This is a genomic window from Paenibacillus endophyticus (assembly GCF_014192395.1).
GTDB lineage: Bacteria > Bacillota > Bacilli > Paenibacillales > Paenibacillaceae > Pristimantibacillus > Pristimantibacillus endophyticus.
The window spans coordinates 1-25,515 of the sequence record NZ_JACHXW010000026.1; the positions used below are offsets into that span (position 1 = coordinate 1).

Annotated in this window: 15 protein-coding genes and 3 pseudogenes; 16 read left to right on the top strand and 2 right to left on the bottom strand. The window is 55.3% G+C overall.

Annotation, left to right across the window (positions count from 1 at the left end):
• Positions 1 to 327: 327 nt before the first annotated feature.
• From FHS16_RS27580 to FHS16_RS32730, 6 genes and pseudogenes are all read left to right on the top strand, one after another.
• Positions 328 to 612, top strand: a complete 285-nt coding sequence (locus FHS16_RS27580; protein ID WP_183570317.1) for a GNAT family protein — start codon at positions 328 to 330, stop codon at positions 610 to 612.
• Complete coding sequence (locus tag FHS16_RS27585) at positions 609 to 1,079, top strand: ASCH domain-containing protein (protein WP_183570319.1); 471 nt, start codon at positions 609 to 611, stop codon at positions 1,077 to 1,079. The genes FHS16_RS27580 and FHS16_RS27585 overlap by 4 nt, the downstream gene beginning before the upstream one ends.
• A gap of 38 nt (positions 1,080 to 1,117) precedes the next feature.
• Positions 1,118 to 1,585 (top strand): annotated as a pseudogene (locus FHS16_RS27590) (GNAT family N-acetyltransferase).
• Between the two features lie 424 nt (positions 1,586 to 2,009).
• Complete coding sequence (locus FHS16_RS27595; protein ID WP_183570321.1) at positions 2,010 to 2,456, top strand: GNAT family N-acetyltransferase; 447 nt, start codon at positions 2,010 to 2,012, stop codon at positions 2,454 to 2,456.
• A gap of 505 nt (positions 2,457 to 2,961) precedes the next feature.
• Positions 2,962 to 3,195: a hypothetical protein gene (locus FHS16_RS27600; protein WP_183570323.1), complete on the top strand. Its 234-nt coding sequence runs from the start codon at positions 2,962 to 2,964 to the stop codon at positions 3,193 to 3,195.
• 108 nt (positions 3,196 to 3,303) lie between these two features.
• Positions 3,304 to 3,588 (top strand): annotated as a pseudogene (locus FHS16_RS32730) (transposase); the annotation flags it as partial.
• 214 nt (positions 3,589 to 3,802) lie between these two features.
• Here the strand turns inward: FHS16_RS32730 and FHS16_RS27610 are convergent.
• The gene (locus FHS16_RS27610) at positions 3,803 to 5,068 is read right to left on the bottom strand and encodes an FAD-dependent oxidoreductase (RefSeq protein WP_183570327.1); all 1,266 of its coding nucleotides are present in this window, start codon (positions 5,066 to 5,068) and stop codon (positions 3,803 to 3,805) included.
• 128 nt (positions 5,069 to 5,196) lie between these two features.
• Here FHS16_RS27610 and FHS16_RS32735 point away from each other — a divergent pair.
• From FHS16_RS32735 to FHS16_RS27640, 7 genes and pseudogenes are all read left to right on the top strand, one after another.
• A pseudogene (locus tag FHS16_RS32735) lies at positions 5,197 to 5,334 on the top strand (LacI family transcriptional regulator); the annotation flags it as partial.
• Positions 5,335 to 5,532: 198 nt separating this feature from the next.
• Positions 5,533 to 6,234 carry a substrate-binding domain-containing protein gene (locus tag FHS16_RS32040; RefSeq protein WP_312891104.1) on the top strand — a complete coding sequence of 234 codons (702 nt, stop codon included), beginning with the start codon at positions 5,533 to 5,535 and terminating at the stop codon, positions 6,232 to 6,234.
• 161 nt (positions 6,235 to 6,395) lie between these two features.
• Complete coding sequence (locus FHS16_RS27620; protein WP_183570331.1) at positions 6,396 to 7,520, top strand: hypothetical protein; 1,125 nt, start codon at positions 6,396 to 6,398, stop codon at positions 7,518 to 7,520.
• Between the two features lie 17 nt (positions 7,521 to 7,537).
• Positions 7,538 to 11,638, top strand: a complete 4,101-nt coding sequence (locus FHS16_RS27625) for an Ig-like domain-containing protein (protein ID WP_183570333.1) — start codon at positions 7,538 to 7,540, stop codon at positions 11,636 to 11,638.
• A gap of 746 nt (positions 11,639 to 12,384) precedes the next feature.
• Complete coding sequence (locus FHS16_RS27630) at positions 12,385 to 12,792, top strand: polysaccharide pyruvyl transferase family protein (RefSeq protein WP_376769709.1); 408 nt, start codon at positions 12,385 to 12,387, stop codon at positions 12,790 to 12,792.
• A 54-nt stretch (positions 12,793 to 12,846) separates the two neighbouring features.
• Positions 12,847 to 13,161 carry a polysaccharide pyruvyl transferase family protein gene (locus FHS16_RS27635; RefSeq protein WP_183570337.1) on the top strand — a complete coding sequence of 105 codons (315 nt, stop codon included), beginning with the start codon at positions 12,847 to 12,849 and terminating at the stop codon, positions 13,159 to 13,161.
• Between the two features lie 20 nt (positions 13,162 to 13,181).
• A complete protein-coding gene (locus tag FHS16_RS27640) occupies positions 13,182 to 14,462 on the top strand; it encodes a helix-turn-helix domain-containing protein (protein ID WP_183570339.1) in 1,281 nt (426 codons plus the stop codon).
• A 100-nt stretch (positions 14,463 to 14,562) separates the two neighbouring features.
• On the opposite strand, the gene FHS16_RS27645 is transcribed toward FHS16_RS27640, so the two are convergent.
• Positions 14,563 to 22,311 (bottom strand): carbohydrate binding domain-containing protein, encoded by a 7,749-nt coding sequence (locus FHS16_RS27645; RefSeq protein ID WP_183570341.1) that lies wholly within the window; start codon positions 22,309 to 22,311, stop codon positions 14,563 to 14,565.
• Positions 22,312 to 22,450: 139 nt separating this feature from the next.
• On the opposite strand from FHS16_RS27645, the gene FHS16_RS27650 reads away from it, so the two are divergent.
• The 3 genes from FHS16_RS27650 to FHS16_RS27660 all read left to right on the top strand — a co-directional run bounded on the left by FHS16_RS27650 (position 22,451) and on the right by FHS16_RS27660 (position 25,499).
• Positions 22,451 to 23,491: a LacI family DNA-binding transcriptional regulator gene (locus FHS16_RS27650; protein ID WP_183570344.1), complete on the top strand. Its 1,041-nt coding sequence runs from the start codon at positions 22,451 to 22,453 to the stop codon at positions 23,489 to 23,491.
• Positions 23,492 to 23,663: 172 nt separating this feature from the next.
• Positions 23,664 to 24,611 carry an ABC transporter permease gene (locus FHS16_RS27655; protein ID WP_183570345.1) on the top strand — a complete coding sequence of 316 codons (948 nt, stop codon included), beginning with the start codon at positions 23,664 to 23,666 and terminating at the stop codon, positions 24,609 to 24,611.
• 12 nt (positions 24,612 to 24,623) lie between these two features.
• Positions 24,624 to 25,499 carry a carbohydrate ABC transporter permease gene (locus FHS16_RS27660; protein ID WP_183570347.1) on the top strand — a complete coding sequence of 292 codons (876 nt, stop codon included), beginning with the start codon at positions 24,624 to 24,626 and terminating at the stop codon, positions 25,497 to 25,499.
• Positions 25,500 to 25,515: the final 16 nt, after the last annotated feature.

The window sequence follows — 25,515 nt, forward strand, 5'->3', positions numbered from 1 at the left end:
AAGTTAACCGCACGTGCGACATGCGTTTGCTGGGCGATGTCAATCCCAACGACGAGATGCTGAGCAGTAATTTTTTCAATGAGTTGATTTTGTCTTGCTTGCGATTTAAACTTCATAGTAGAGCGTCCTCCTGGATGATGGAATTTTTAGGGCTATGACCCGTTGCGTAGTTCCATCGTACCGAGGCGCTCATTTTTTTGCAAAGCTGATAATTAACGCTCTACAGGAATGCTAACGGGCAGGATAACGTAATCGCTCGACGAATATCCTTAGATTCATTGTTAAAAATAAAACAATGTCACAATCAAATCTCAAAGGGGAATTATTATGATCGTTAGGAAATTCATAGAGGCCGATATGGGCCAGATCATCACTTTATTTTACGAAACGGTACATTCCATAAATAAAAAAGATTACACGCAGGAGCAAATTGAATCTTGGGCAAACAAAATATCTCTTGTAAAGATTGACACCGATGCTAACATAACTGCGAGACCGTTATTTGAGAAAAGAGGATTCAAGGTTGTAAAATCACAAATTGTTGAACGTAACGGTACAAAAACCTGGAATTTTAAAATGAAGAAATCTTTAAGCAACGGGGTGAAGATATGACGTACGATCCGTCTATAGAGCAGTTGTGGAAGCGGTTTTCATCTAATTTTAAGGATAAGGATGACTTACCTGTATCCTATCAATTTGTATTTCGCTTTGGGGATACAAAAGAGTTGTGCGAAGAGTTGATGCGCTTAGTATTGGAGAGAAAAAAAACTGCGACAGCGTATTCACCCTGGTTTTTTGAGCATGACAGACTTCCGATACCACAAGCAGGGGATTACAGCATTGTTACAGATTGGGAAGGAACGGCAAGATTTATAATCCGGTCACTTCAGACCCATATTATGCCTTTCGTTGAGGTGAATGAAGAGTTTGTAAGAAAGGAAGGAGAAGGCGACTTAAGTTTGGCTTACTGGAGAAAGGCGCATGAAGCCTACTTTACAAGGGAATGCCTCCGCACCGGACATATATTTTCATATCAAATGCCTGTTTTCTGTGAAGTGTTTCAGGTCGTTTACGAGTAGCGCTGGCTTTATAAGCCGAACGGTCTAAAGGAGATAAAATGAAAATCAAAGTATTTAGGTCAAAAGAAAATTATCCAATGGAATTGTTGTTATCAGCAGACCCTTCTCTAAAACTTGTTGAGGAATATGTAAAACGAGGGGAATGTTTTATAGCTGAAAATGACAATCAAATTGTTGGGACTTATGTACTTTTACGAAACGATTGAATTGGTGAATGTTGCGGTAAAGGAAAAAGTGCAAGGCAGAGGGTTGGTTGGTGTTGCATGCAATGAGAACAGCGGCGTCAAAAGGATATAAAATCATTGAAAATCGGGACAGGAAATTCAAGCATTGGACAGTTAGCCTTATATCGAAAATGTGGTTTTAGAATCGTTGGCGTTGATATAGACTTTTTTGTCAGACATTACTCAGAGGAGATTTTTGAGAACGGCGTACAATGTAGGGATATGATTCGACTATCTCAGGATTTGGACCCCTATGATGGGGACAGCTCATTATCGTTCTAAACCTATAAGCATCGACATTACGTTCCTAACGGGAAACGATAGTTCAATTAAGACACAGCGGCACTGGCCATTTCGATGGCCGCCGCTCGTCGTCGAGCTATTGGGTAGAATAATTCCAAAGTTGGCGTCCCTACTATGCCCTAGAAAAACGGCAGAGCAGTGCTGAAGAAGCGGACGGCTTTTGATTATCCGTATGCGATTCATCCAGGTATCCGCGGATCTTGTGACAAGCCTGCTCCGCGCACGCCCGGTAGCCTCTGATATTGTTAATTAATGATAACAGTGATAAGCTAATAACATCTAATTTTAGGAGAGATGAAATATGGTGTATGGAGCCGATTACTTAGTCGCTAACTAAGTATCCTCCATTTAGGAGAATTCAGTGGAGGATACCTCAACAAAATAAATCTCGGGGGAATCCACGTTGAAAATTAAACTCCAAGCGATTAACATGGTTGAAACATCCGCAGCTCTAGGTCTCGGCGATGACCCGAAATATTCAATGGTTTTACAAAGTCAAATCGAGTATTACAACAAGGTAGGCTTTAATCCGCCATGGATTGGCTACTTGGCCTTATCGCATTCAAACGTTGTCGGCGTATGTTCCTTTAAAGGAAGTCCAACGAAAGATAAAGTTGAAATCGGGTACTTCACCTTCCCTGAACATGAGAGAAATGGTTACGGTACGCTCATGTGCGCCGGTCTAGTGGAAATCGCATTGGCAACTGATCCGAAGGTTATTGTCACCGCCCGTACGCTGCCTCAACATAATCCTTCTACGGCCATCCTGAACAAGAATGGATTTGTACGGCAAGGTACGGTCTTGGATGATGAGGATGGCGAAGTCTGGGAGTGGGTATTTGTAAAGTAATCAACGCATTAGCGAGGGGCGGTTGTTATCGCTCCTCGTTTTTTAGTCAACCAAAACGATAAGCAGGAAAAGCCAAACCATTGGGGAGATAATCCGAGAGACAGCCTTCACCGTTTCACCACGTCCGCCGACCAATAATAACGATCGAGTGTAGTTTCCAAGCTAACGGGGAACGATAGCTCAATAAAAACACGGAAGCAGCTGACTACAATAATCGGCTGCTTCATTACGCTAACTGGCAGTTTAGCGTGGATATAGGGAAGTTTATTTCCTGTATATGGCACAATAAATAAAATCAAGATTTGAAGGAAAGGAATAAATGGGGACGGATATTCACATTTTTTTGAACAAGAAGTGTATCGCAGCGGCATTCATGAAACTAACCGAACTGGAGAATGGATATCAATAGATAAATGGACTAAAAGCGACTGGGCTATTCTCTATCCCGAAAAAAATATCCAATTTGGGATGTAGATCGGAGCGATATGGTTTTTAAGGATAACGATTGCAAATCAGAAATAGTGAATATCATACGACAACGTGGTTTACGGCTGAAGAATTGCTTGCATTTAATTGGAACCAGGTGTTTCATTACGAGGATGAGACCATGAACGGTGAGAAAATCATGGAGTTCGTCGATTATGCAGAGTGTGGTAAAACGTTTATGGAGGTCGTTAATCGTCTATATAGCAGAAAAAATCCATCAGATATAAGACTGATTATCGCCTTCGATAACTAAAGCTGATCTCCTAGTGGCAAAAGTAAGTGAAGGCATGCTAATAGAACTTTTACCGAAGATGGAAGGATATAACCGAGTTCCTTTTATTCGAACCGATCTTTCAAAAGCAAAAACGAATTAGCCTTGGCGATAATTGAAGCCTTCCCGACAGACGAAGCTAATCGCATCTATGTGCTTGCAGACAGCTGGTATACGAGTCGCGATTTACTTAATGCTTGCAACGCTCGAGGTTTCCATGTCATTGCTGCGGTCCAATCGAATCGAACCATCTGCCCTGCAGGCATTCACAAAAGAAAACGCTGTTCGCATATTGCGAGATCTGAAGATGATCTCATAGCGCCCATTCGACTGCTAACACAACCAGTGTGTCTGTTTTCTGGTCTGATTGGCTAGTTTGCAAGAGTCAAGTAAATAAGCTGACGCCGGTAGAGTACCGATGTCAGCTTTCAGTCTAGGGCTTTTTTCAATGTCTACAAAAATGGGGCTTGACCAAAAAAATGGTGGGTTTTTTTTAGCCTGAGCCGTCCGATCAGCGATCGGACGGCTTTTTGCTCGCGGGCTGCTTGCTTTGGCCGAGGTTCAAAGTCTAGCTGTTGATCGTCTGCCCCTATTGGGCCAAGACTTTGTTCACGAAGACGACGCCTTGCCCGGCGAGACGCTCATGGAGCGCCGTGGTGGAAATGTCCGATACGGGTACATTCGACTCGATGGCAATGGCGGCGGCGACGCCCGCCGCCTGGCCGAGAGCGTAGCAAGTCGCCTGCACGCGCATTGAAGACATGGCGACGTGCGTGGCCGAGATGCTGCGACCGGCGACGATCAAGCCTTCTACGTTCTGAGGCAACATGCAGCGGTACGGTATATCGTAGCCGTCCAGCTTCCGCTCGTCGGTGTTCGTTCCTCCGGTCGGATTGTGGATGTCGATCTCGTAGTTGGTCTGAGCGACTACGTCCTCGAAGCGGCGACCGCTCGTCAGATCGTCTTCTGTCAGCGTGTAGCGGCCTTCGATCTGGTTCGTTTCCCTGACGCCGACCTGACCCGGAACATGGGACAGAATATGGTTTGGATGGTTCGTCCGCTGCAAGTAATTGGCGACGGACAGCGCTTGCCGGAGCGATTCCTTTTCCGCGTAGTTAATGTCTTTGATCTTGGCCCCGTTGCCCTTTACGCGCGTCATGTTGACGAGCAGCGTGCCGTCCCCCATGCCTCCCCAGTACAGATGGCGGCCTTGCGGAAGGTCGGGGATGGAGTCGTATTTGTAACAGTCTTCCGGTAGCTTTTGGCGGACCGGCTTGCCAGTGTCCTGCATCATGAACATGAGCGTCATCGGCTGGGTCAGTCCGTCATCGTCGCGTCCGGCCCTGGTAGGCACGCCGGAATCCTGCGCGACCCTGGCATCTCCCGTGCAGTCGATCACGACACGGCCACCGAACGCGCGGAGCCCTTCCCGCGTGTTAGCCACGACGCCGACGACCCGGTTATCCTCCATAATGGAGGAAACGAAGCTGACGTGGTAATAAACTTCGACGCCTTCCTTCTCGAGCTTGCCGTTCAAATAATGGCGAAGCTCGAACGGCGAGTATTGCGGCCAGATCGACTCGTGATGAGAGCTCGGCAGCGCTTCCGGCAGAAATTCCGAGATAAACTCCCGGTAGATGCCCGTCACGTTGCCGACGCCCATGAATACGCTTACGTTGCCTAGCGTTCCCATGCCTCCGAGTTGTCCCGACTGCTCCAGCAAAATCGTTTTCTGCCCGCTGCGCGCGGCGCTAATCGCCGCCGCCGTTCCCGCAGGCCCTCCTCCGACTATAATGACGTCGGCATCGTCGAATACGGGGATGTTGCGCTCCAGCTTTATTTCGCGATTTGACATAATGATCGTCTCCCATCCTCAATTTGTTCTTCTTGGTTTTAATTGTAGGTGAAATAAAACCTGTTTTATAGTTTCATTTTTGTTACAATTAGTACAGGTTAAATGTGCAAGGAGGAGCAATCATGTCTATGAGGAAAAAAGTGACCCTGCAGACGATTGCGGACGAGCTAGGTTTGACGATTCATACCGTATCCAAGGCGCTGCGGGGTTTGCCCGGCATGTCCGAGACGACGCGCAAGGCGGTCGCGGATCTTGCGCGCGAGCTGGGGTACCGGACGAAGGAACAGGAGGCGGGCGTCGCAGCGGAACGTATTCCTTGGGCGGGGGCGAAGCCCAGGAGGTTCGCGATGCTGATCGTCGGCGACTCCGATTTTCACCAGATGCAGCTCGAGGGGGTGCGCGTCCGCCTGAACGAACTGGGGCATTCGCTCTATCCGCTGCTAGTGCCCGCCGAGATCGACGGCGTGGACGAGCTCCGGCATTGGCTGGACAACAACGGACTGTCCTTCGCGGACGGGCTTTTCCTGACGGCGGTCGTCCCGGAGTGGATGGAGGCCGTTCTGCTGGAGCTTCCGATGCCCAAGGTACTCATCAATTACCCGCCGGACGTTACGGCGGTCGACAGCGTCATCTGGGACGTGGAATTCGCCATCCATCTATCCATGGAAGAGCTGTACCGGGCGGGACATCGCGACATTTTGTATATAGGGGAAATCAGTCGGCTAAGAGGGTTCCGCTTGCGTTGGAGCGCGTTTGCGGCGGCAGCGGATCGTCTGGGGCTGCCGAATTTGGCGAATCCCGCCGAGCATGTGACGGGCAGCGCCTCCGATCGCTCGGCATGGATGGAGCAGCTCGGCTCCAAGCTCAGCTCCGGCCGCTATACGGCCGTTATAGCCGCCATTCCCGGCGTGGCCGAATGGGTGTACGTGGCCTCGGGATTCTTGAAACTGAGCATTCCGAAGGATATTTCCTTGGTCGGCATGGAGAACGAAGCACATCCCCGTTACGAAGGCACGTCAAGGCCGCTCCTGCTCGTTCGCGAGGCGGGCGAGCGCGCGGCGGAGCTCATGCTGCGCAGAATCGCGAATCCTCTGCTGCCATATGAGCAAGTGAGGCTGCGGGGAGTGTTTCACCCGGGGGAGACGATCCTCGCCCGGAAGCCATAGGGGGCAAAAAAGTCATGAATCTACTGATTGTGGTCATGACTGTCCTCTATCGGCCAATTAGGTAAGCGTTTACAATCAAAGGTGGACGATCGCTGGCAATGGGGCAGCGGCATCGTTCACCTTTTCTTATATGCATCCGGGTTTGAAAGGAGGGAAGGGAAATGATGGTTGGCGAAAAGCGGAAGTCGGCTGTCGTATTGGCAACGGCCTACTTTCTCGGAGGGTTGCTGATTCTGCTCGCTTGCGTCGCATGGTTCGTCGGACGCACGGACGCAAGGCCGGAGCAAGCCGTCGTTGCCGAGATAGAAGGGGAGCCAGTGACGGAGGAGGAATTCCGATGGGTGCTGGGACGGGAGCGGTCAGGCGTCATCGAGCAGTTCAAGCGCGATCATAAAGCCGTTGTCGACGAAACGTTCTGGCAGCGAGAATACGATGGCATTACGCCGTTGGAGACCGTCAAGCGGAGGGCGCTCGATTCGGTGGCGCGCATGAAGGTACAGCTTCAGCTGGCCGAGCGGCATGGCATCATTGAGGATGCTTCGTACGAGGGGCTTCTGCTGGAGATGGAGCGGGAGAACGCCAGGCGGGCAAAGGCGCTTGCGGCAGGGCTTCCGGTGTACGGTCCGACTCGATTCGATTGGAGCGATTTCGCCGACTTTTATATCGGACGGATGACGATCGAGTTGAAGGGCAAGCTCGCCGAGACGGTGCTGGCGATGACGGAGGATCGTTTGAAACGGCATTACGAGGAAATAAAGGAGGAGCTGTTCCGACTGGAAGGCGAAACGCGGTTCTATGCCATATCCGCCCCGTATCGGATAGACGGCGTAGAGGATGGGGAACGGAAGCGTGAAGCGGCATCCGCGCTCGGCGAAATACGCGCTCGTCTGGCTGCGGGCGAAGCGGCGGGCCCCCTGTTCGACGAGCTGGGCAAAGAAACCGCGAAAGCGGGAGAGACTTCCGTGCTGCATGCGGCAGAAGAGCGCTTTGATGCGGCATCGGCGCGTTATTACTACAAAACGCTTCCGCCATTGTACGAGCTGCTTGCCGATGCGCCGAAGCCCGGCACCGTCGGGTCGATTCTCGACGACGAGGCGAACGGACGATACATGCTGGCCGTCGTCATCGGCAGCGAGGCAGGCGGTTACGCGGGCTTTGAGGAAAGCAAAGACAAGGTGCGGCAGCATGCTCTGGAAACGGCGTACTCCGAATACGTCGACAAGCTGACGAAGGAAGCGCGGATCGTCACGATAGGCAGGCTTTACGAAGGAATCACATTGGAGTAACGGAGAGGATGAGAATAATGGGAATCATGAATAAGCTTCATTCAAGGCTGGCCGTGCTGGCGCTGATATGGACCATGCTGGTTGCGATGATTACGCCAATGGCGGCTTCCGCGGCGGCTGGAGAATCTTCTAACTCGACGGGCATTAGCGGCGAGGCTGTGGCGGCGACGGGAACGGTCTATTACGTCGACGATCTGGAAGGCAGCGACGAGAACGCGGGCACGAGCCCGGAAGAGGCTTGGCAAACGCTCGACAAGGTGAACGCGAATTCGTTCCAGCCTGGCGATGCCATCCTGTTCAAGGCCGGCGGCGCTTGGTCCGGCATGCTGAGCCCACAAGGCTCGGGCAGCGACGGAGAGCCCATCGTCATCGACAAATATGGCGAAGGGGAGAAGCCTCTGATCGCGGGGGACGGCGCCGACGCGGCGATTTACTTCTACAACCAGGAGTATTGGGAAGTCCGAAACCTGGAGATCACGAACTTCGCCGAGCTGCCGGGACAGCGCCGGGGCATCCACGTGTCCGGCGACAGCGGTAACGACTGGAGCAACATGAGGGAGTACAAACACTTCGTGTTCGAATATTTGGAGATCCACAGCGTGAAGGGACAGCAGGGCGGCGGATGGCATAGCGGCGGCATCATCGTCTGGGGACCGGCCTGGAATTACGCCGTATCCGACGTCGTCGTGCGCAACAACAAAATTTATTCGCTGGACAGCGTAGGCGTCTACTTAAACGGGGCGACGCGCAACTTCTCGTCGGGCAACAAGATCGAGAACAACATGATTTACGATATTTCGGCGGACGGAGCGGTATTGCTCAATACGATGGACGGCATCATCCAGAACAACGTCGTGTTTGACACGCACAAGCGGGCCGGCGGGTACCACGTGCCTCTCTGGACTTGGGGCACGCAGGATGCGGTCATTCAATACAACGAGGTATTCAACACGTATCCGGGCGGCGACGCCATGGCGTACGATTCGGATTTCAACAGCATGGGGACGATCATTCAGTACAATTACAGCCATAACAACGCGGGAGGCTTCGTGCTCGCGATCAACGACGGCACGAATAGCGCCAATTTCAACAGGGATACGATCATCCGCTATAACATCAGCCAGAACGACAAGCATACGGTCTTCACGATCGGCGGGCCGGTCGAGAATACGCTCATTCACAACAACACCGTCTACCTGCCCGAACATGCGACGACGCGCGTGGTCGGCAGCGGCGAATGGGGCGGCTATGCAACGGATACTTATTTCTACAACAACGTGCTGGTCAACCTCGGCACGGGCGGATATTCGTTCGGGCAGAGCACGAACAACGTGTTCGACAGCAACTTGTTCTACGGCAACCATCCGGCGAACGTAGTCGCGATGGACGCGAACGCAATTATGGCCGATCCGCTCCTAACGTCTCCGGGCTCGGCGACGATCGGCCGGGACACGGTTGACGGCTACCTGCTGCTGCAAGGCTCCCCTGCCATAGGCGCGGGACGGGTCATCCCGGGCAACGGAGGGCTCGATTATTGGGGTAACGCCGTGTCGGCAACGGCAAGTCCGAACATCGGCGCGTACGAAGGGCCCGGCCTTGATCCGGCCAACCTGCCTCCGCTGCCGCCGTCGCCGGAGGACGCGAACCTGCTAGCGAATGCAGGCTTCGAGAGCGGAGACTTCACGGGCTGGGGCTTCCATTACAACGGCGCGGAAATCGCGAGCTCCGGCATGCGCTCCGGCGCTTACGCGGCCAAGCTCGCGAACGCGGGCTCCGGGATGGAGCAGCAGCTATCAGGACTGGAACCGAACACGATGTACATTTTGTCGGGTTACGGGAAGGGCGTCGGCGGTGGATCCGCCGTGTTGGGCGTCAAAAACTACGGCGAGACGTTCCAGGACGTTCATGTGAATAGCACGGCTTACGGGTATAAGGACATCGTCTTCCGCACGGGGGCGACGAATACGAGCGCCACGATTTATCTGTACAAAAGCGTCGCTGCCGGCGAGGTCTACTTCGACGATCTGTCGCTCATCGAATACGGCGAAGTGCCTGGCTCCGCGCCGGCGATCGTCGTGCCGCCGCCCGTTTTCGTGGAAGGCGACAGCGACAACTTCAATGCCGCCGAGCTTGACGACCAATGGAACTTTATTCGCGAGAATAACGCCAAGTGGTCGCTGGACGATCGCGCAGGCTACATGACGATTGCCGGCGAATCCGGCGATATCGTGGACGGCCAGGCGACCGCCAAAAATATTTTGCTTACCGGCGCGCCGGAAGGCGACTGGACGATCGATACGCGGATGGTCGGCAAGCCGACGTCCCAATGGTCGCAAGGCGGCCTAATCGTCTACGAGAACGACCAATCGTACCTGCGGCTGACGCGGCTGTTCGGCAGCGGCAACCAACTGCAGTTCACGAAGCAGATCGACGCCGTCCGCCAGCATGCGGAGGTAGCCGACACGATCGATTCGGAAGTGGCTTACTTACGTATCGTAAAGCAAGGCAATAGCTATAGCGGCTATTATTCGGCTGACGGCATCTCCTATACGCAAGTATGGACGACGCAGACGGCCGATCTTGCGGAGCCGAAAATCGGATTTATCGTCTGCGCGGGAACGGGACTGACGGCATCGTTCGATTACTTCCATATCACGCCGGCGGACGCGACCAACCCGCCTTCGGTTACCGGCGTCTCTCTGGATGCGTCCGAATTGAGCGTTCATGTCGGCGAAACCGCAGTGCTGTCGGCAACGGTCGAACCGATCGAAGCGGGCAACAAAGCGGTCGCATGGAATTCAAGCAATCCAGCCGTCGCGCAAGTGGACGCGGGCGGCTACGTGACCGCCAACGAAGAAGGCACGGCCGTCATTACCGTGACGACAGAGGATGGCTCGTTGACTGATACGGTCGCCGTGGAAGTGCTGCCGCCGAAGCCGGGCAATGTCGCTCCGCTGGCGACCGCGACTGCGAGCTCCAGCCACGAGAACGGTAGTTTCCCGCCATCGCTCGTCATCGACGGCATCAAGAATCAGGATGCCAGCCGCTGGATCTCGAACACAACGGCAGCCGGTCCCCATTGGGTAGAGGTGGCTTGGGATTCTTATTACGAAATCGACCAAGTCAACGTGTATAGCGGCTTCAGAAGCTTGAACGACCGCCAAATTACCGATTTCGCCATCCAATATTGGGACGGAATGGCTTGGCAGACGGCCGCGACGGTGACGGACAATGCGCAGGACGGCAGATATGATCAATACAACGAGCTGACCTTCCCGGCGATCGTCACGAATAAGCTGCGCATGTGGATTACGACAGGCAGCGGGCACGATAACATCGCAAGGCTGTTCGAGCTCGAGGCGTACGGCGTCGCCACAGAGGTGGATCCGGTTCCGGCCGCCTCCATCGCGGTGGCTGGCGCAAACGGCGCGGCAAGCTTGCCGATTAACGGCACGCTGCAACTAACGGCTTCCGTGTTGCCGGCGAACGCCACGGACAAGACCGTGACATGGACGGTGACCGATGTTAATGGCAGCCCGACTTCGCTCGCTACCATTGATCAGAACGGCTTGCTCGCGACTCAAGCTACAATTGGTAGCGTGAAAGCGACGGCAACGGCGAACGACGGATCCGGCGTATCCGGAGACCTGATCGTCACGATTCTGTCCGCTCCGCCGACTATGAGCAATATCGCTCCGCTTGCCGCGTTGACGGCAAGCTCCACGCACCTGAGCAACGCGAAGGAGTTGGCGACGGACGGCCTCAAGACCAACGCCAGCCGGTGGATTTCGGCATCCGGCCTGACGGCCCCGCAGTGGCTTGAACTGGAGTGGGACGCTCCACAGACCATTAACGCCGTTAAGGTGTGGAGCGGCTTCCTCAGCTATGGAGGGCAGCAGCTCGCGGACTTCCAGATTCAATATTGGGACGGCTCGGCGTGGCAGACCGCGGCTAGCGTCGCCGGCAATACCAGCGATTATTTCAATGGGGGGTATAACAACTTGACGTTCCCCGCCGTGACGACCGACAAGCTGCGGTGGTATATAACCAAAGGCAGCAAGAACGACAACATGGCCCGATTGTTCGAGGTAGAGGTATGGGGGGCGGAGGCGCCTTAGGCGACGGTCTCTTGATTTAATGAAATGTATAAGTTTTCTCATACTGAGCTGTCGATGAAATCATCGACAGCTTTTCCATGCCTATAGGCGGCTTGAAAGTCATGAGATTACCGATAGAAGTAATATAAATCGCCTTATGGATTGTTATGGAATCCATTACAATTTAAAGTGTTTAATTATTTTAAATGTTGTTGATAAAGGTTGATTCTGATGACGACAGCACTAACGCGACCTTCATTTCCAACGTCACCAGTGCAAGTAGCCAAAATGCGATCTTCCTAGTTGGTGTATTCTTTGGTTTTTAAGGAAAATTGTGTCGAATATAACCAGAAATAAAAGGATTGTCTACTGCTAATTCACGTACACCTCTTCTACACTAAAACAAGATATAGAAAAATATTGAGGTGCGTCAGCCGCCCATTCGGAAGAGATAGCGCTTCTCCCGTAGGTGGCGGACGCTGCTGCAAGTCATCCCACTTAATCGTAGGAAGTAGGTCATCGATTGATGCCTGAACGCTTCGGAAATCTATTGAAAAGAATGAAACAAGTTACAATTATTGGATATCATGGTGCGAATAACTTTGGTAATGATATGATGCTGAATCCATTATTATAATTTTAGAAGAAGCTAACGTTAAGATCAATATTGTCGGGTTTGGAGAAATAAACTGGATCGACCCCGAGATAAAGGTGGGCAAGCTGCTTGGCAGAAAGTTCAAGAAAGAAAATTTGAAGTTATTCCACGAATTTTCCCGCGACACAATTTAGTCATATGGGGCGGAGGTACTTGCTTCACGGACGAAGAAGGAGACGGATTTTTTGATTTCATGATCCGTGCCATGCTAAGGGGAAAGAAAATCGGCTACTACAGCGTGGGCATAGGCGCATTAAATCAACTCAGCCGAAAGCTGAAAACGATGGCGTTGATCAATCTATCGTCATACGTTGGATTGCGGGACGATACATCGTTCAAACAGGCAAGTCAATATACCTTCTTCAATAAAAAGAAGGTAGAAAGAATGGAAGAAGCGGCCAACAAAAGCACTATGACATTAGTAGAAAGCCGCCAAAGACAGCGGTTGAATCAAGACAACAAGAAAAGTCTGCTGCTGGCTTGGAGAAATCTGAGAGCGTACAGCAAGGACACGACCTGAGATAACTTCGAAATAATTGCCCGTTATTGCTTGGAGTTTTATCGCGAGCATCAGTTGGAACAGATTACGATTATGGACATGGATTCATGGCAGGACAATAGAGTCGGAATGAAGTTCGTCGAAATACTGAACAGCCTAGAACCTTCAATCCCGGTTAACCATCACACAACCAAGGATTATCTGGAAAAATATCAGCTGATTGCGAAAGCCGACCTCATCCTCACTTCCAGATTGCATGTTGCCGTATGCGCTCATTATTTGAATATCAAATGCCTGACCTATAATTACTCTCCGAAAATTCAATACTTCGTTGATGAATGCGGGAATTCCGATATCGTACTGCTGGAAAAAAATTTAAAAGTGAGATAAACATAGCGAGGAGAAATGAAATGAGTGCGGTTTCGATCATCATGCCAACAGCCGAGGTTGCGGAAGACATTCGGCGCGAGTTGACCGAGAAACACGATTTAAGCGAGCTCCAGAGGATGTGGAGCATTCGGTTGCCGCAGTTGCGGGAGGATTTCCTGCGCGGTTGGGTGACGAACCGGTACGCGGATTGGGAGCTGCGCAGAAACTCGGCGGAATTGCGGATGGAGCTTCCGGAGCATGCGACGTATGCGGTGGCGGTTTGCGTGATCGATCCGCTGTCTGAAGACGAGACGCGTTTCGCGGCCGCGGACTTGCCTTTGCTGCAGTTTTCGCTGGAGAGTATTTCCAATGAAGCATTGCCGCCCGAAGAAGCTACGGTTTTTAACGATGCTAATGGCTCGCTCGTCCTCCTGTTCGTGAACCGAGAAGAGGAAAGCGTCAGCGACCTGACCAATCGAGTCAATGTTAGGCTAACGAGGCTCCTTAACATCGTGAAGGAATGCTTGAAGCTGACGGCGAGCGCCGGATTGGGCAGCGCGGGGGACTTCGCGAGCGTGCCGCGCTCCTATCAACAGGCTTGTCAAGCGCTTCAGGAGCGGGCTGTCTACGGCAACGGCATCGCAATCCCACATTTGGAAACTTCGAGAAACGGAGGGGCGATTCTGCTCGATACAGATTTTGAACGGCAACTGGAAATAGCCGTCCATACTGGCGAGAGGGAGAAAGCGGATGCCTTAATTGACGGCTACGCGGAGAAGGCGTACGCGAGCGCGGATTCCTCCGAGCTCATCTACGAACACCTGCTGTATTTGAGCGGCGTGTTCACCCGCATGATTCAGACGCAGGGATGGTCCGTGCAGCGAGTGCTGAAAAACGACTACAGGCATTTTCTGGCGCTGGATACGCTCGTGTCCAAGGACCAGATCGTGCAATGGGCCAAGCGGGTGAATCTGAATATCGCAGCCTATATGGCGAACGAGAAGAAGCGCTCCAGCCATAAGCTTGTGAAGCTGATTGTTGAGACGGTGGACCGGAATTTGGAAAGCGATTTGACCCTCCATACACTGGCGGAGCGCATGTACGTGAATTCTTCGTATCTGAGCCGCCTGTTCAAGCGGGAGACGGGAGAAGCGTACACGAGTTACGTTCTGGCGAGGCGTATGGAGAAAGCGAAGCAGCTGCTGCTCGCGGACGCCAAGGTGTACGACGCGTCTGCCGCCGTGGGATACCAGGACATTAGCTACTTTGCCAAAGTGTTTCGCAAATTTTGGGGCGTGGCTCCGAGCGAGCTGAAAAAATAAGCCTTAGTCAAGGTTGCAAATAGGAATGGCGGTGCTTAGGAAGGGATCCTTTGCACCGCCATTTTTCAAATCCGTTGTAATATCCTTCGCATGAATAAGATCATTTGCTAGGTTCGTCGATAAATCCGAAACGTTCGGCCATGCGGACCAGCACGGTCGCAGCCTGCGCGCGGCTAACCGCGCCTTGAGGCTCGTAGGCATTTGCCGATACGCCCTTCATGACGCCGAGCTCGTACGCGATCCGCACGTCGTCTGCATAAACGGCGCGAATGCTGGCGAAGTCGGTGAACTTGACTACCATATCCATGGTTTCCGCCGCCGGCACAACTTTCAGAGCGTTTGCCATCGCCGCGATGATGACGGCCATCTCCTCCCGCGTTATTGCTTGATCCGGGAGGAAGCGATTGCTTTCTTCCGCGATAAGCCCGCTTAGCAAGCCCGCCGCGCTCAGCTTCGAGACGGCGTCGTAATAGGCATGTCGCTTCGGCACGTCGATGTAGGAAGGCGCATTCCCATCAGCTGCCGGAAGCTGCAGCAGATTCGCGGCCATCCGCGCGAATTCCGCGCGCGTCACGGAGCGGGAAGGGGCGAAGGCGCCTGCCCCCGTGCCGATCGCGAGCCGCTTCGACGCGGCCAGCTCGATCGCATCCGCATACCACATGCCCGCGGCTACGTCTTTGAACGAAACGGGGTTTGAAGCGACGATGTACGTGCTGTTCGTCATCGAGGAGATGACAACGGAGGCCTTACCGTTCTCCAAGAGGAGTCGGTGCGGCACGAATTGCAGCTTGCCCGACGTTTCCTCCAGCTTCCATGCTCCATACAGCTCCGGCAGCTCCATTGAACCGTTAGCAGAAGTCGGGAGCGCGACCGTGCGGACGATCGGCAACTTAAATTCCGACAGCTCGGCGATACGTTCTCCGTTTACGGCATGAATCACTTCCAGCGTAAACGATACGCCAGCGAGCAGCTTGCCTTGCGTCGTCTGGAATGCGACCGCTTGCCCCGTCGCGGCGTCGCTTGCTGCGTCCGCGAGCGTCAGCCGGAAGGCGGCTTGCGCGGCGATCAGTCCTTTGGCGGCCAGCAGCTCCTCGAAGCCGGGGACGAAGCTAGCCCAATTCGTCGGCAGACGGTAACTGCCGGTTGGCGACTTCACGAGCGCGAAGGAGCCGGGATGCTCCGACGCCATGCGGGCCAGCTCCGTCGCCGAGACGGTCAAGCTCGCCGTCCCGCCGTTCTCCGGCATGACGATTTCGTACGCGTTGCCGTCATTGCGATAGACGGGAACATCAGCAGGCTTGCCGTTCACGAGGATGCCGCTTCCGCCGGCAGATGCCGAGCTCCAATCGCCGTTGCCATTGCCGCCCGTTGCCGGGGGCTCCGGCGCCTCCGCTTTCAGCACGATCTGGCCCCACTTCTCGCGGTTGGAGGAGTTGCCGTCCACGCCGTTCCAGAAGAACTGGCGTTCCCGGCCTTTCGCGCCGCCTTCGTCAAAGCCCATGTCGTACCGGATGACGGTGCCGTCCGCGGCGCTGTCGATGCCGATATCGGCGAACGCGATGCGAGCCTCGATTGTGTATCCCAGCCCGTCCGCGTCAAGCTCTGCCGCCATTTCGACAGGCGGCTGCTCTTGCTCCCTATAGCCGTACCAGTAGGACGCCGTATGCATGACGCCTTGTTCGTCCATCGCGGCGGCCAGCAGCAGCTGGGTATCGCTGAACTGCATCGAGCCGCCGTCGTTCACGTTGTCCGGGCCGAAGAACAGCTCGATCGCATCGCCCGCCCACAGATAAGCTTTGGCCGCGGGGACCGTAAGCGCCTTGACGACGTTCGGACTCGACAGCGGCGTCGGATCGTCGATATGCGCCCGCAGATAGAGGGCTTCGTCATCCCAGGTCAAATTCATCCGCGCGCCGATGCCTTGTTTCATGACGCCGAGCACCAGATCGATGTCGGAGAGATTGGCCGTGACGGCTTGATCCCACGGTTGCTCGAAATCGCCGAGAACGGGAGCCGTCGCGGACTGCGGCACGTCCAGCTTTTTGTCCGAGGTCCGTTCGGTTTGCCCGGGCTTGAAGGTGTGCTGGTAAGGCGCAATGCTGCCCAGCATGAGATCGTAGAGCTTGTCGTTCGTGTCCGATACCGACTGGAGGAACTGTCTGTAGGGCCGACCCGCGACATTAAGAAGGCCAATCGCGCCTGCCTCGCCGTCCAATCCCTGAAACCAGCGACCGGTCGGCGCCTGATCGAGGAACGCGAACCAGTTCGCGCCGACGACGTAGCCGGAAGCGGCCGCCTTCTCCACGTAGTTGCTGTACATCAGCCCTTTCTCCGTCTCGTTCTCGGCCATGCGCGCGCCGAAGGTCAGCCCCGTCGTCGGATCGCCGTAATGGAATTCGGTCATGATGAACGGCGTGCCGCCCGATAGCCCGTACAGATGCTCCAGCATGTCCAGATTGAGGTCGTAGGTGTAATAGTTGTACGTCAGGACATCCATGTATTTGCCCGCGTACTCGGCAAGATAGTCGCGCAGCTTGGAGTCGTTCATGACGTTCGCCAGCCATCGGTCGCCCATGACGAGATGGCCGGGATCGTATTTTTTCGTATAAAAGGCGATTTGTTTATAAAGTTCGTCCAGATACAGCTTCGTAAAAGCGTCCATATCCCGCGTCGCAAGCTCCGTCTTCGCGGCGAAGGATAACCCCTTCAGCGCCTCGAAGCTCGGGGCGTTGAGCGCCCACGCGGCGTTGAAGTCCGCGATGCCGCCGTATTTGCCCTCCAGCATCTCTACGAGTCGGAGCTTGCTGCCCGTGGAGGCGCCGGCCGCCGGCACGGCCGTCTTCAGCTTGTCGTAGCGCAGCTCGTTCGCGAACATGTAGCCGATCAGATTGCTGTCGCCTTCGTTGGCGGCAAGATTTTGGAAGCGCGTATCCATCTGGGAAACCATGTTCGGGTGGAAAATATCGAACAGGCCGCTGTCCCCGATCTTCAAATCCGGCATGGGCAGCCAGTCGACATACGGCATGCCTGCCGCGTTCGACCAAGCTCCAAGCCCCGTGAACCCAAGAGACTTGACGAAGTCGACGCTGTCCGCCGAATATCGCGCCTGATCGAAAGGTACTCCCGTCCGCCGAATTTCGTTCGCGATGTAGAAGGAGAAGTTGCCGCTGCCGTCGTAGGCGGTCGCGAACTCGCCGGACTTGAAAGGCAGCCATTCGTAGACGGACTCGCGTCCACCGACGACCGTGCTCGTCTCATCGACGTAGCCCGTTCCGTTTACGGCGAGATGGAAGTACAGGTTGCCCAGCGGGTTCACCATAACCGACTTCCCGTTCAGCTTCTCGATATGGAAGTAGCCGGTTTCTTCAAAGCCGTACACCCCCTTGCTGCCCGCAAGGCCGCCGTAGGCATCCCTGTCGCCCGGAGCGGTCAGGCTCTCCAGGAAAGCATGGTCGGATTCGGCCGCGGCCGCGAATTCCACGTCGCTATGAATTTTGCCCGGGAACTCGGCGGAGCGGATCTGCCCGTACGAATCGACCAGCAAGTCCTCGGCGTTTACGTACGAGAACGTCCTGACGGGGCTTTTCCGCTTGCCGTCGATCTCCGTCCAGGCCGTAATGGACGTGGTACCGTTCAGCCGGATCGGCGCCTCGTACTTCGATTTGGCTGCGCTGCCCGCGATCGTGTAATAAATGGCGCCGCCGCTCTCCGTCGTCGATAACGCGACCAATTGGCCAGGCACAATGTTGCCCGAATCCGGGTTCGCCGTTACCGGCGCGGCATCCGGCATCTCGATCTCGTCCATATTCAGAATGACGAACGCCCCGTCCGTTTCCCAATGGACGTTGCCCTGCTCGAAGTCGGGATTCGGCAGCAGATTGTTGAAGCCGTCCGTGAAGAGCAGCATATCGTCCAGATAGAGAACGCCCGTATCGTCCGCGCTGACCAAGCTCAGTTCATAGTCGCCCGTCTGCTCCGCGATGAAGGAGAACGAAACTTCGTTCCAATCGCCGGTTCCGTCTTCGAAGCTTTCCTCGGCCGGCACCTGAGACTCTTTGCCGGCTTCGCTAATCCGGACGGAGAAGGCGGCATCGCCTTTGACATAGGCCTTGAACGTATAGGGTTTGCCCGCCGCAAGAAGGAGGGGCGAGGAGAGGACGGCTGCCGTCCCCGCCTCGCCCGCGGCCGCATCCAGCTTCATCGACCAGCTGCCGCTATGGGCGTCCGTGCTGTCGCCTTGCGACGAATAATCGATTGGGGCGAAGTGGCCCGCGGGGTGCCACCACCTCGCGCCTCCGTCCTCGAAGTTCTCGTCGATGACGGGATCGCCGCCAAGCGGGGACAGCCGAACGTCGTCGACGTAGATGCGCCCCGCCGTTCCGCTGTTGTCCCTGTCGCCGACCTTGATGTTGTATTTGCCCGACGCGGCAGGGGTGTACGTCGCCGATACGAATTGCCATTCGTCCGTTGCGGCGAAAGGTTTGGCAAGCACCTCCGCCCAAGACGTCGTATTCTGAATAACGAGCGCCATGCGGCCTGAGCCTTTGATCCAGGCGCCGAACTCGTAGGTTACGCCCGCGGTCAGCGTGGGCTGCGCCGAATAACTCGAGCCGTTCGTATTGCCGGATCCCTTGACGTCCGCCGTCAGCGACCAAACGCCGCTGCGCGTGAAGGAGGTGCGGGAGGGGACGCTTACCGCGTCCGCTCCGTTGCCAATGCCGCCTCCTTCGCCCGGCTCCTCGGGCTGCTCATATTCGCCAGTCGCGCCAAGCAACAGGATATAATCGACCTTGAAGTTGTCCCAGTTGTCCATCACGTCGTCGGGGTTGATCTGCAGCTTTACGGTTGCTCCATCCGGAATCTGCACATCGTCGATGACGACGTAGCCGTAGCTGTCGGACCAGGATCGTCCGTGCTCCTCGAACAGAATATTCGGTTTCACCAGCACGTTGTTGACGTAAAGCGAAGCCTTCTGATCGGATTGCCAGCCTTGATAGACGATCGCGATGCCGTCGTCCGCCTTGTTCGCGTTCGCGAATGTCAGCGAGTTGACCGAGCGGTACATGACGGCGAACTGACCGCCGGATGCCCATGGATCGCCGTGCAGCTTGTTGACGGGACCTGCCAGAACGCCGTCCTCGCCTTCGATCTTCACATAGTCGCCGCCGATGCCGGGTATATCCGAAGGAGCGATGGCGGGCGAAGTGTTCGGCGCGCCGTCCGGATGCCACAACTCGGCGAACTTCGCCGATGATTCCGGGAAGGCGACTGTGTCGTACAGATCGTGATCGCCATCGCTGGCCGACACGTTGAAGTAAACATGCCACGCTACATTATTGTTCTCGATCCATTCATACATTTTCTGGATAAAATACGGATTGTCGCCGCCGCCCATGCCGTCTTCGGCGCGCAGCGCGAGTCCCCATTCGCAGATGCCGAGCGGAACGCCTTGATCCTCGGCGAATCGGGCGATCATGTTCAGCCCCCAGTTGCCGTCGTTTACTTGGGCGTTCCAGGCAAGCTCTTGACGTCGCAGACGTTCGGTCGCGTCGGCGTCGCGATATTCCGGACCGTACAACGGCTTCCCGCCGCTCTGCGCCCAGGTCTGGTCGTAATGGTCGATGCCGATGAAATCAACGTAGTCCCGCCCCGGAAAAGCGGCCTCGAGATCGACGCCCCAGATGGAGGTGGACGGATTCCAGACGAATTTGAAGTTCTGGCCTTCAACGTCGCGTAGCGTCGTTACGAATTGGCGGAACGCTTCCGCGAAGTTTTCGGCTTTCTGCAGATGGTTCGGATCGTTGGCGTTGCCGATCGACCAGATGTACCAGCCGCCGTTGAACTCGTGGCCGAACCGGATCATCGCGTTCTCCATGCCTGCGGCGACGAGATTCTCGCCAAGTTGGCGGTAGTGGTCGTTGTAGTCGCCATTCGCCGAAGCAGCCAGACTGCCGCCCGATTTCGGGAACGGATAGGCGGCCCAGATCATGCGATCCGCGAAAGGCGTGCCTTCCCACGCGGCGAGCCGGTTGCCGCCTTCGAGATCGGACCAGGTGTTCTGCTCGAGGAAATCTTCCGCCAGCGCTGGCATCCGTCCGATCCATTCGCCGAAGTCGGCGACGCCGTCCGGATTGCGGTCCCAGGAGTAGACGCCAAGATTATCGACGCCGTCGTATTGCTGGGCGGGCGGGTTGTCGGAGCGGTCGGGGTAGCGCGTAAAAACGTCACCCTTGTCGCCGCCCCAATATTTGAGCTGCTGCTCGAAGCCCGGATTAAGCAGCAGATTGTCGCTGCCCGCCGCGGCCGCGCCGAAGAAAGCCTCGTCCGCGTACATCGTGCCCGCCGCTTCTGCCTGCGGATAGGCCGCTCCGGCGCTGTCGACGATGGAGAACACGACGGTGCCCGTGTACGTGCCGGAGTTGAAGCTCGCCGAGGCGTATGTCCACGTGTTGGTCGCTTTCGGTCGGATGTAGTGCAGATTCTCGCCATTGCTTTTGGCCACCTTGATTGTGACCGCGCCGCTGCCCCTCAGCCACGCACCGAACTTATAGTCCGTACCTGCGGCGATGCCGCCGATTTGCTGTGTCACCGTCTTCCAGTCGTTTGGCTTGCCTTTGGTTGCGGCCTGCATAGAGCGGCTTCCCGCGTAAATGTTGGCGGGGTCGTCTGGATTGCCGGGCTCTCCCGGATCGACAGGATCAACGGGATCCGTTGGATCTACCGGATCGATGGGGCCGCCCGGCGTTTCATGTTCCGCGGCTCCTCCGGCCACGCTGAACACGAGCGGAGAGCTATTGCTTGCGACGGTCCAATTCGTCAGCGCGTCCGAAGCCTCGAAGCCCGAATTGGCCAGACGGTTGACGCCGGAGCCTTTGACACCGAAAAAAACATCGTCGATGCGCATTATGCCCTGGGCTTCCGCTTGCGTAATGCCGGATCCTGGAACGTAAGCGCTGTCATAAATGGATACATGTAAATCTTCGTTGGTAGCGGCCGTATAATCCGCCGCCCAGTACGTCCAGCTACCCGTCGCTTTCTGACGGACGAAAGCCAGCGCGCCTCCCGAGCTTGAACCTTGAGACAGCTTCAAAGTAGCCGCTCCGGCGCCCTTGACCCACATGCCAAGCTCGTATGTCATGCCCGCCGCGATGCCTGTCACCTTCTGGGTCAGATAAGCCCAGCCGCTCGATTTGGCGGCGAGTTCCGCCTTGAGCGAACGAACGCCTTTGTAGACGGTCGTGTCAACAGGCGGATCTTCCGGATCGCCCGGTTCTTCGGGCACGGAAGCGCCCTCGACGACGCTGAACACGTCTTTTACGAGCTTATTCCACAGATTCATTCCGGCTTCGAAGCCGGCGTTCTGAAGCAGATTGGCGCCTCCGCCGCTCGTTCCCAAATAAACGTCGTCCACGTACATGACGCCGGCCGCGGTGCTTTGCGGATAGGCCGTCGCGGCGCTGTCCACGATCGAGAACGTCATTTTGCCCGAACGCGATCCCGAATTGAAGTTGACGGAATGGTACGTCCATTCCCCCGTCGCGATCGGCCTCGTATACGACACCGTTGCGCCCCCCGCGGATACCTTCAGCGTGGCGATGCCGTCGCCTTTTACCCACATGCCGAACGAATAGTCGGTGTTCGCGGCGATGCCGTCGACCTCCTGCTCCATGTACGCCCAGTTGCCGGCGTCGCCTTTCAAGTCCCCCCTAAGCATCTGGGTTCCCGAGTGCGGAGCCGGAAATTCGGCCGTCTCGGCGGCCGAATTTCCGGCTGGGAATACGGAGAATAACAAGGTCGCCGCGCATAGCAGGGCGATCGCTTTGTTCCAAGCCTTTCTCTTTTTCATCATGACCTTCCTCTCTCGAATTTGCTGTGGTCTGTCGCATGACCGGTGAATCGATTTCATTCTAGGAGAGAAAGAGACTGGATTATAGTTTCATTTTTGTTACAATCAAATTAATCTCGTATGTAGGAGGGAGGGAGAGGCCATGCCAAAAAAGAAAGCGGTTACTCTGCGGACGATCGCCGATGAGCTGGGACTGACGATTCATACGGTGTCGAAGGCACTGCGCGGGCTGCCGGGCATGTCGGAGTCGACGCGCAAGGCGGTTGCCGATCGGGCGAGAAAGCTTGGTTACCTGACCAAGGAGCAGGAGGCGGGGATGTCCGCGGAGCGGATCCCTTGGACGAACGCAAGGCCGCGGCGGTTTGCGATGCTGATTATCGGGGACACGAACTTTCATCGGTTGCAGCTTGGAGGCGTCCAATATCGTTTGAACGAGCTTGGCCATTCCTTGTATCCGCTCGTCATCCCGCCAACCGTTTCCGAGGGAGCCCCCTTCGAGGCATGGCTTGCCGAACACGACCTCTTTTTCTCGGACGGTCTGTTCCTTACTGCGGCGCTGCCGGAGTGGATGGAGACCGCGCTGTTGAAGTTGCCCATGCCCAAAGTACTCATCAACTATCCGCCGGATATGGCGGAGGTGGACAGTGTCATCTGGGATGTTGAATACGCGATGCAGCGTTCGGTGGAGGAGCTATACCGCCGAGGCCATCGCCGCATCCTGTACGTGATCGACATTGAGCCGCTGCGGGGCTTCCATCTTCGCTGGAAGGCGTTCACGGCGGCAGCTGCGCGGCTGGGGCTGGAGAGCCTCGCCGAACCAGCCATTCATGTTGTCAGCCCCGCGTCGGATCGGCTATTCTGGCTGTCGCAGCTTAAAGAGCGACTAAGCACCGGGGCTTTCACGGCCGTTATCAGCGCAGTGCCGGGGATGGCGGCCTGGGTGTACGAAGCGGCCGGCGACCTTGAACTTCGCGTTCCTGAACAGATATCCCTCGTGGCTATGGAGAACGAGGAGAACCCGTCGCTGCCGGGATTGTCGAGGCCGCTGCTGTTGGTCAGGGAAGCGGGAGAGAGAGCCGCGGAGCTCATGCTGCGCCGAATCGCCAACCCGCTGCTTCCCTACGAGCAAGTCAGGCTGCGCGGCGGTTTCCATGCAGGAGCAAGCATGAGGGAACGCTTCTGATTTTATATACCAGCAAACGCAGGGTCGATAGGAGGCTTTGCGTTTTTTTTCGTTCCCTGGTCCGGTAGCAAACTGTGTCGAATAAGACCAGAAATAAAAGGATCGACCGCTACTCCCCATTCGCCGCCTCCCCTACAATGAGAGACAAGACAGAGAAAAGTAGGTGGAGAACGTGAGCAAACGTAACGAAGGAGAAGGCGCTCTCCTCGGAACCGGCGGACGGCGCTGGAAGCTGATTCGAGGCAACCTGGATATGTATTTGCTGCTTATACCGGGCCTTATATTCTTGTTATTGTTCAAATACACGCCGATGTACGGAATCATCATCGCCTTCCAGGACTTTAACATCTTCGGCGGCATATCCGGCAGCGAGTGGGTAGGCACAGCGCAGTTCGAGCGACTATGGCATTCGGACGAATTCCTGCAAGTGCTGATTAATACGCTGCTCATCAGCTTGTACAAAATAACGATTTTATTCCCGATCCCGATCGTCATCGCGCTTATGCTCAACGAAGTGCGGCGCATGTTCTTCAAGCGCACAATCCAGACGATCATCTATTTGCCCCATTTCCTCTCATGGGTCATCATCTCAGGCTTGTTCCTTAACATCCTATCGCCAAGCGGCGGCATCGTGAACGAAATCATTCGTTCGTTCGGCGGAGAGCCGATCTCGTTCTTTACCGACAACGGCTTGTTTCGAAGTTTGGTCGTCTTCACGGCCGGGTGGAAGGAAATCGGTTGGAACGCCATCGTCTTTATCGCTGCGATCGCGGGCATCGAGCAGGAGCAATACGAAGCCGCGGCCATCGACGGGGCGGGGCGGATCAGACAGATGTGGTCCATCTCGCTGCCGGGTATGTTGCCCACCATCGTCCTGATGTTCATCCTGCGGATCGGCAGTCTGCTGGAGGCGGGGACGGAACAAATTCTTACGATGTACAATCCGCTCGTGTACGAAAGCGGGGACGTCATCGGCACCTTCGTGTACCGAATGGGTCTCGGCCAGCAGGATTACAGCTTCAGTACGGCGGTTGGCCTATTTAATTCCGCGGTCGGCTTCCTGCTTATCGTTATTGGCAACATGCTCAGCCGCAAATTCCTGAATCGCAGCATCTGGTAAGGAGGAACGTTCATGTATAGAAGAACTGCCAAAGATTTTGCGCTCGACGGCTTGATTTATGTCGTGCTTGTTATGATGGGACTTATCACGCTGCTCCCGTTCGTCAACGTCTTCTCCAAGTCGATCAGCGAAGAATGGGCGATTCTGGCCGGACAAGTAGGGATATTCCCGGTCGGCTTCCAACTCGACACGATGAAGTTTGTCGTCACGAACAGCCAGTTTCTGAACTCGCTGTGGATATCGGTGCTCATAACGGTCATCGGCACCTTGGCGTCGCTGCTCATTACGGCGCTGACCGCTTACCCGCTGTCGAAGCGCGAGCTTCCGGGCATGGGCATCGTCATCGTGTTGTTCATTTTCACTATGATGTTTAACGGGGGCATCATCCCTAACTATTTATTGATCCGCGAGCTAGGCCTCATCAACAATTTGGGTTCGCTCATTTATCCGGCGCTCATCAGCGTATTCAACTTGCTGGTCATTAAAAGTTATTTCGAAAGCTTGCCGACGAGCCTTGAAGAATCGGCCAAGCTCGAAGGCGCGAACAATTTCACGATTTTGTTCCGCATCATCTTGCCGCTAAGTGGTCCCGTGCTTGCGACGATCGGCCTGTTCTACGCCGTTCAATTCTGGAACGACTACTTCCACCCGATGCTGTACATTAACAGTTCGTCGCTCAAGCCGCTGCAACTGTACCTTCAGGACATCGTCATGAACGCGGATACGTCTTCGGCACTCGACAAGTCTGCCGACGATCTCATGAACGTGCCGGCGGAAGGCGTTCGGTCGGCAACGGTCATCGCATCCACGATTCCGATCTTGCTAGTGTATCCTTTCTTGCAGAAATATTTTATCAAAGGCGTGCTGATCGGCTCCGTCAAAGGTTGATTTGTTGATCGCAGAC

Coding starts and splice junctions, on each gene's coding strand:
- FHS16_RS27580 (WP_183570317.1), top strand. CDS start 328: ATGATCGTTAGGAAATTCATAGAGGCCGATATGGGCCAGATCATCACT.
- FHS16_RS27585 (WP_183570319.1), top strand. CDS start 609: ATGACGTACGATCCGTCTATAGAGCAGTTGTGGAAGCGGTTTTCATCT.
- FHS16_RS27610 (WP_183570327.1), bottom strand. CDS start 5,068: ATGTCAAATCGCGAAATAAAGCTGGAGCGCAACATCCCCGTATTCGAC.
- FHS16_RS27620 (WP_183570331.1), top strand. CDS start 6,396: ATGATGGTTGGCGAAAAGCGGAAGTCGGCTGTCGTATTGGCAACGGCC.
- FHS16_RS27625 (WP_183570333.1), top strand. CDS start 7,538: ATGGGAATCATGAATAAGCTTCATTCAAGGCTGGCCGTGCTGGCGCTG.
- FHS16_RS27640 (WP_183570339.1), top strand. CDS start 13,182: ATGAGTGCGGTTTCGATCATCATGCCAACAGCCGAGGTTGCGGAAGAC.
- FHS16_RS27645 (WP_183570341.1), bottom strand. CDS start 22,311: ATGATGAAAAAGAGAAAGGCTTGGAACAAAGCGATCGCCCTGCTATGC.
- FHS16_RS27650 (WP_183570344.1), top strand. CDS start 22,451: ATGCCAAAAAAGAAAGCGGTTACTCTGCGGACGATCGCCGATGAGCTG.
- FHS16_RS27660 (WP_183570347.1), top strand. CDS start 24,624: ATGTATAGAAGAACTGCCAAAGATTTTGCGCTCGACGGCTTGATTTAT.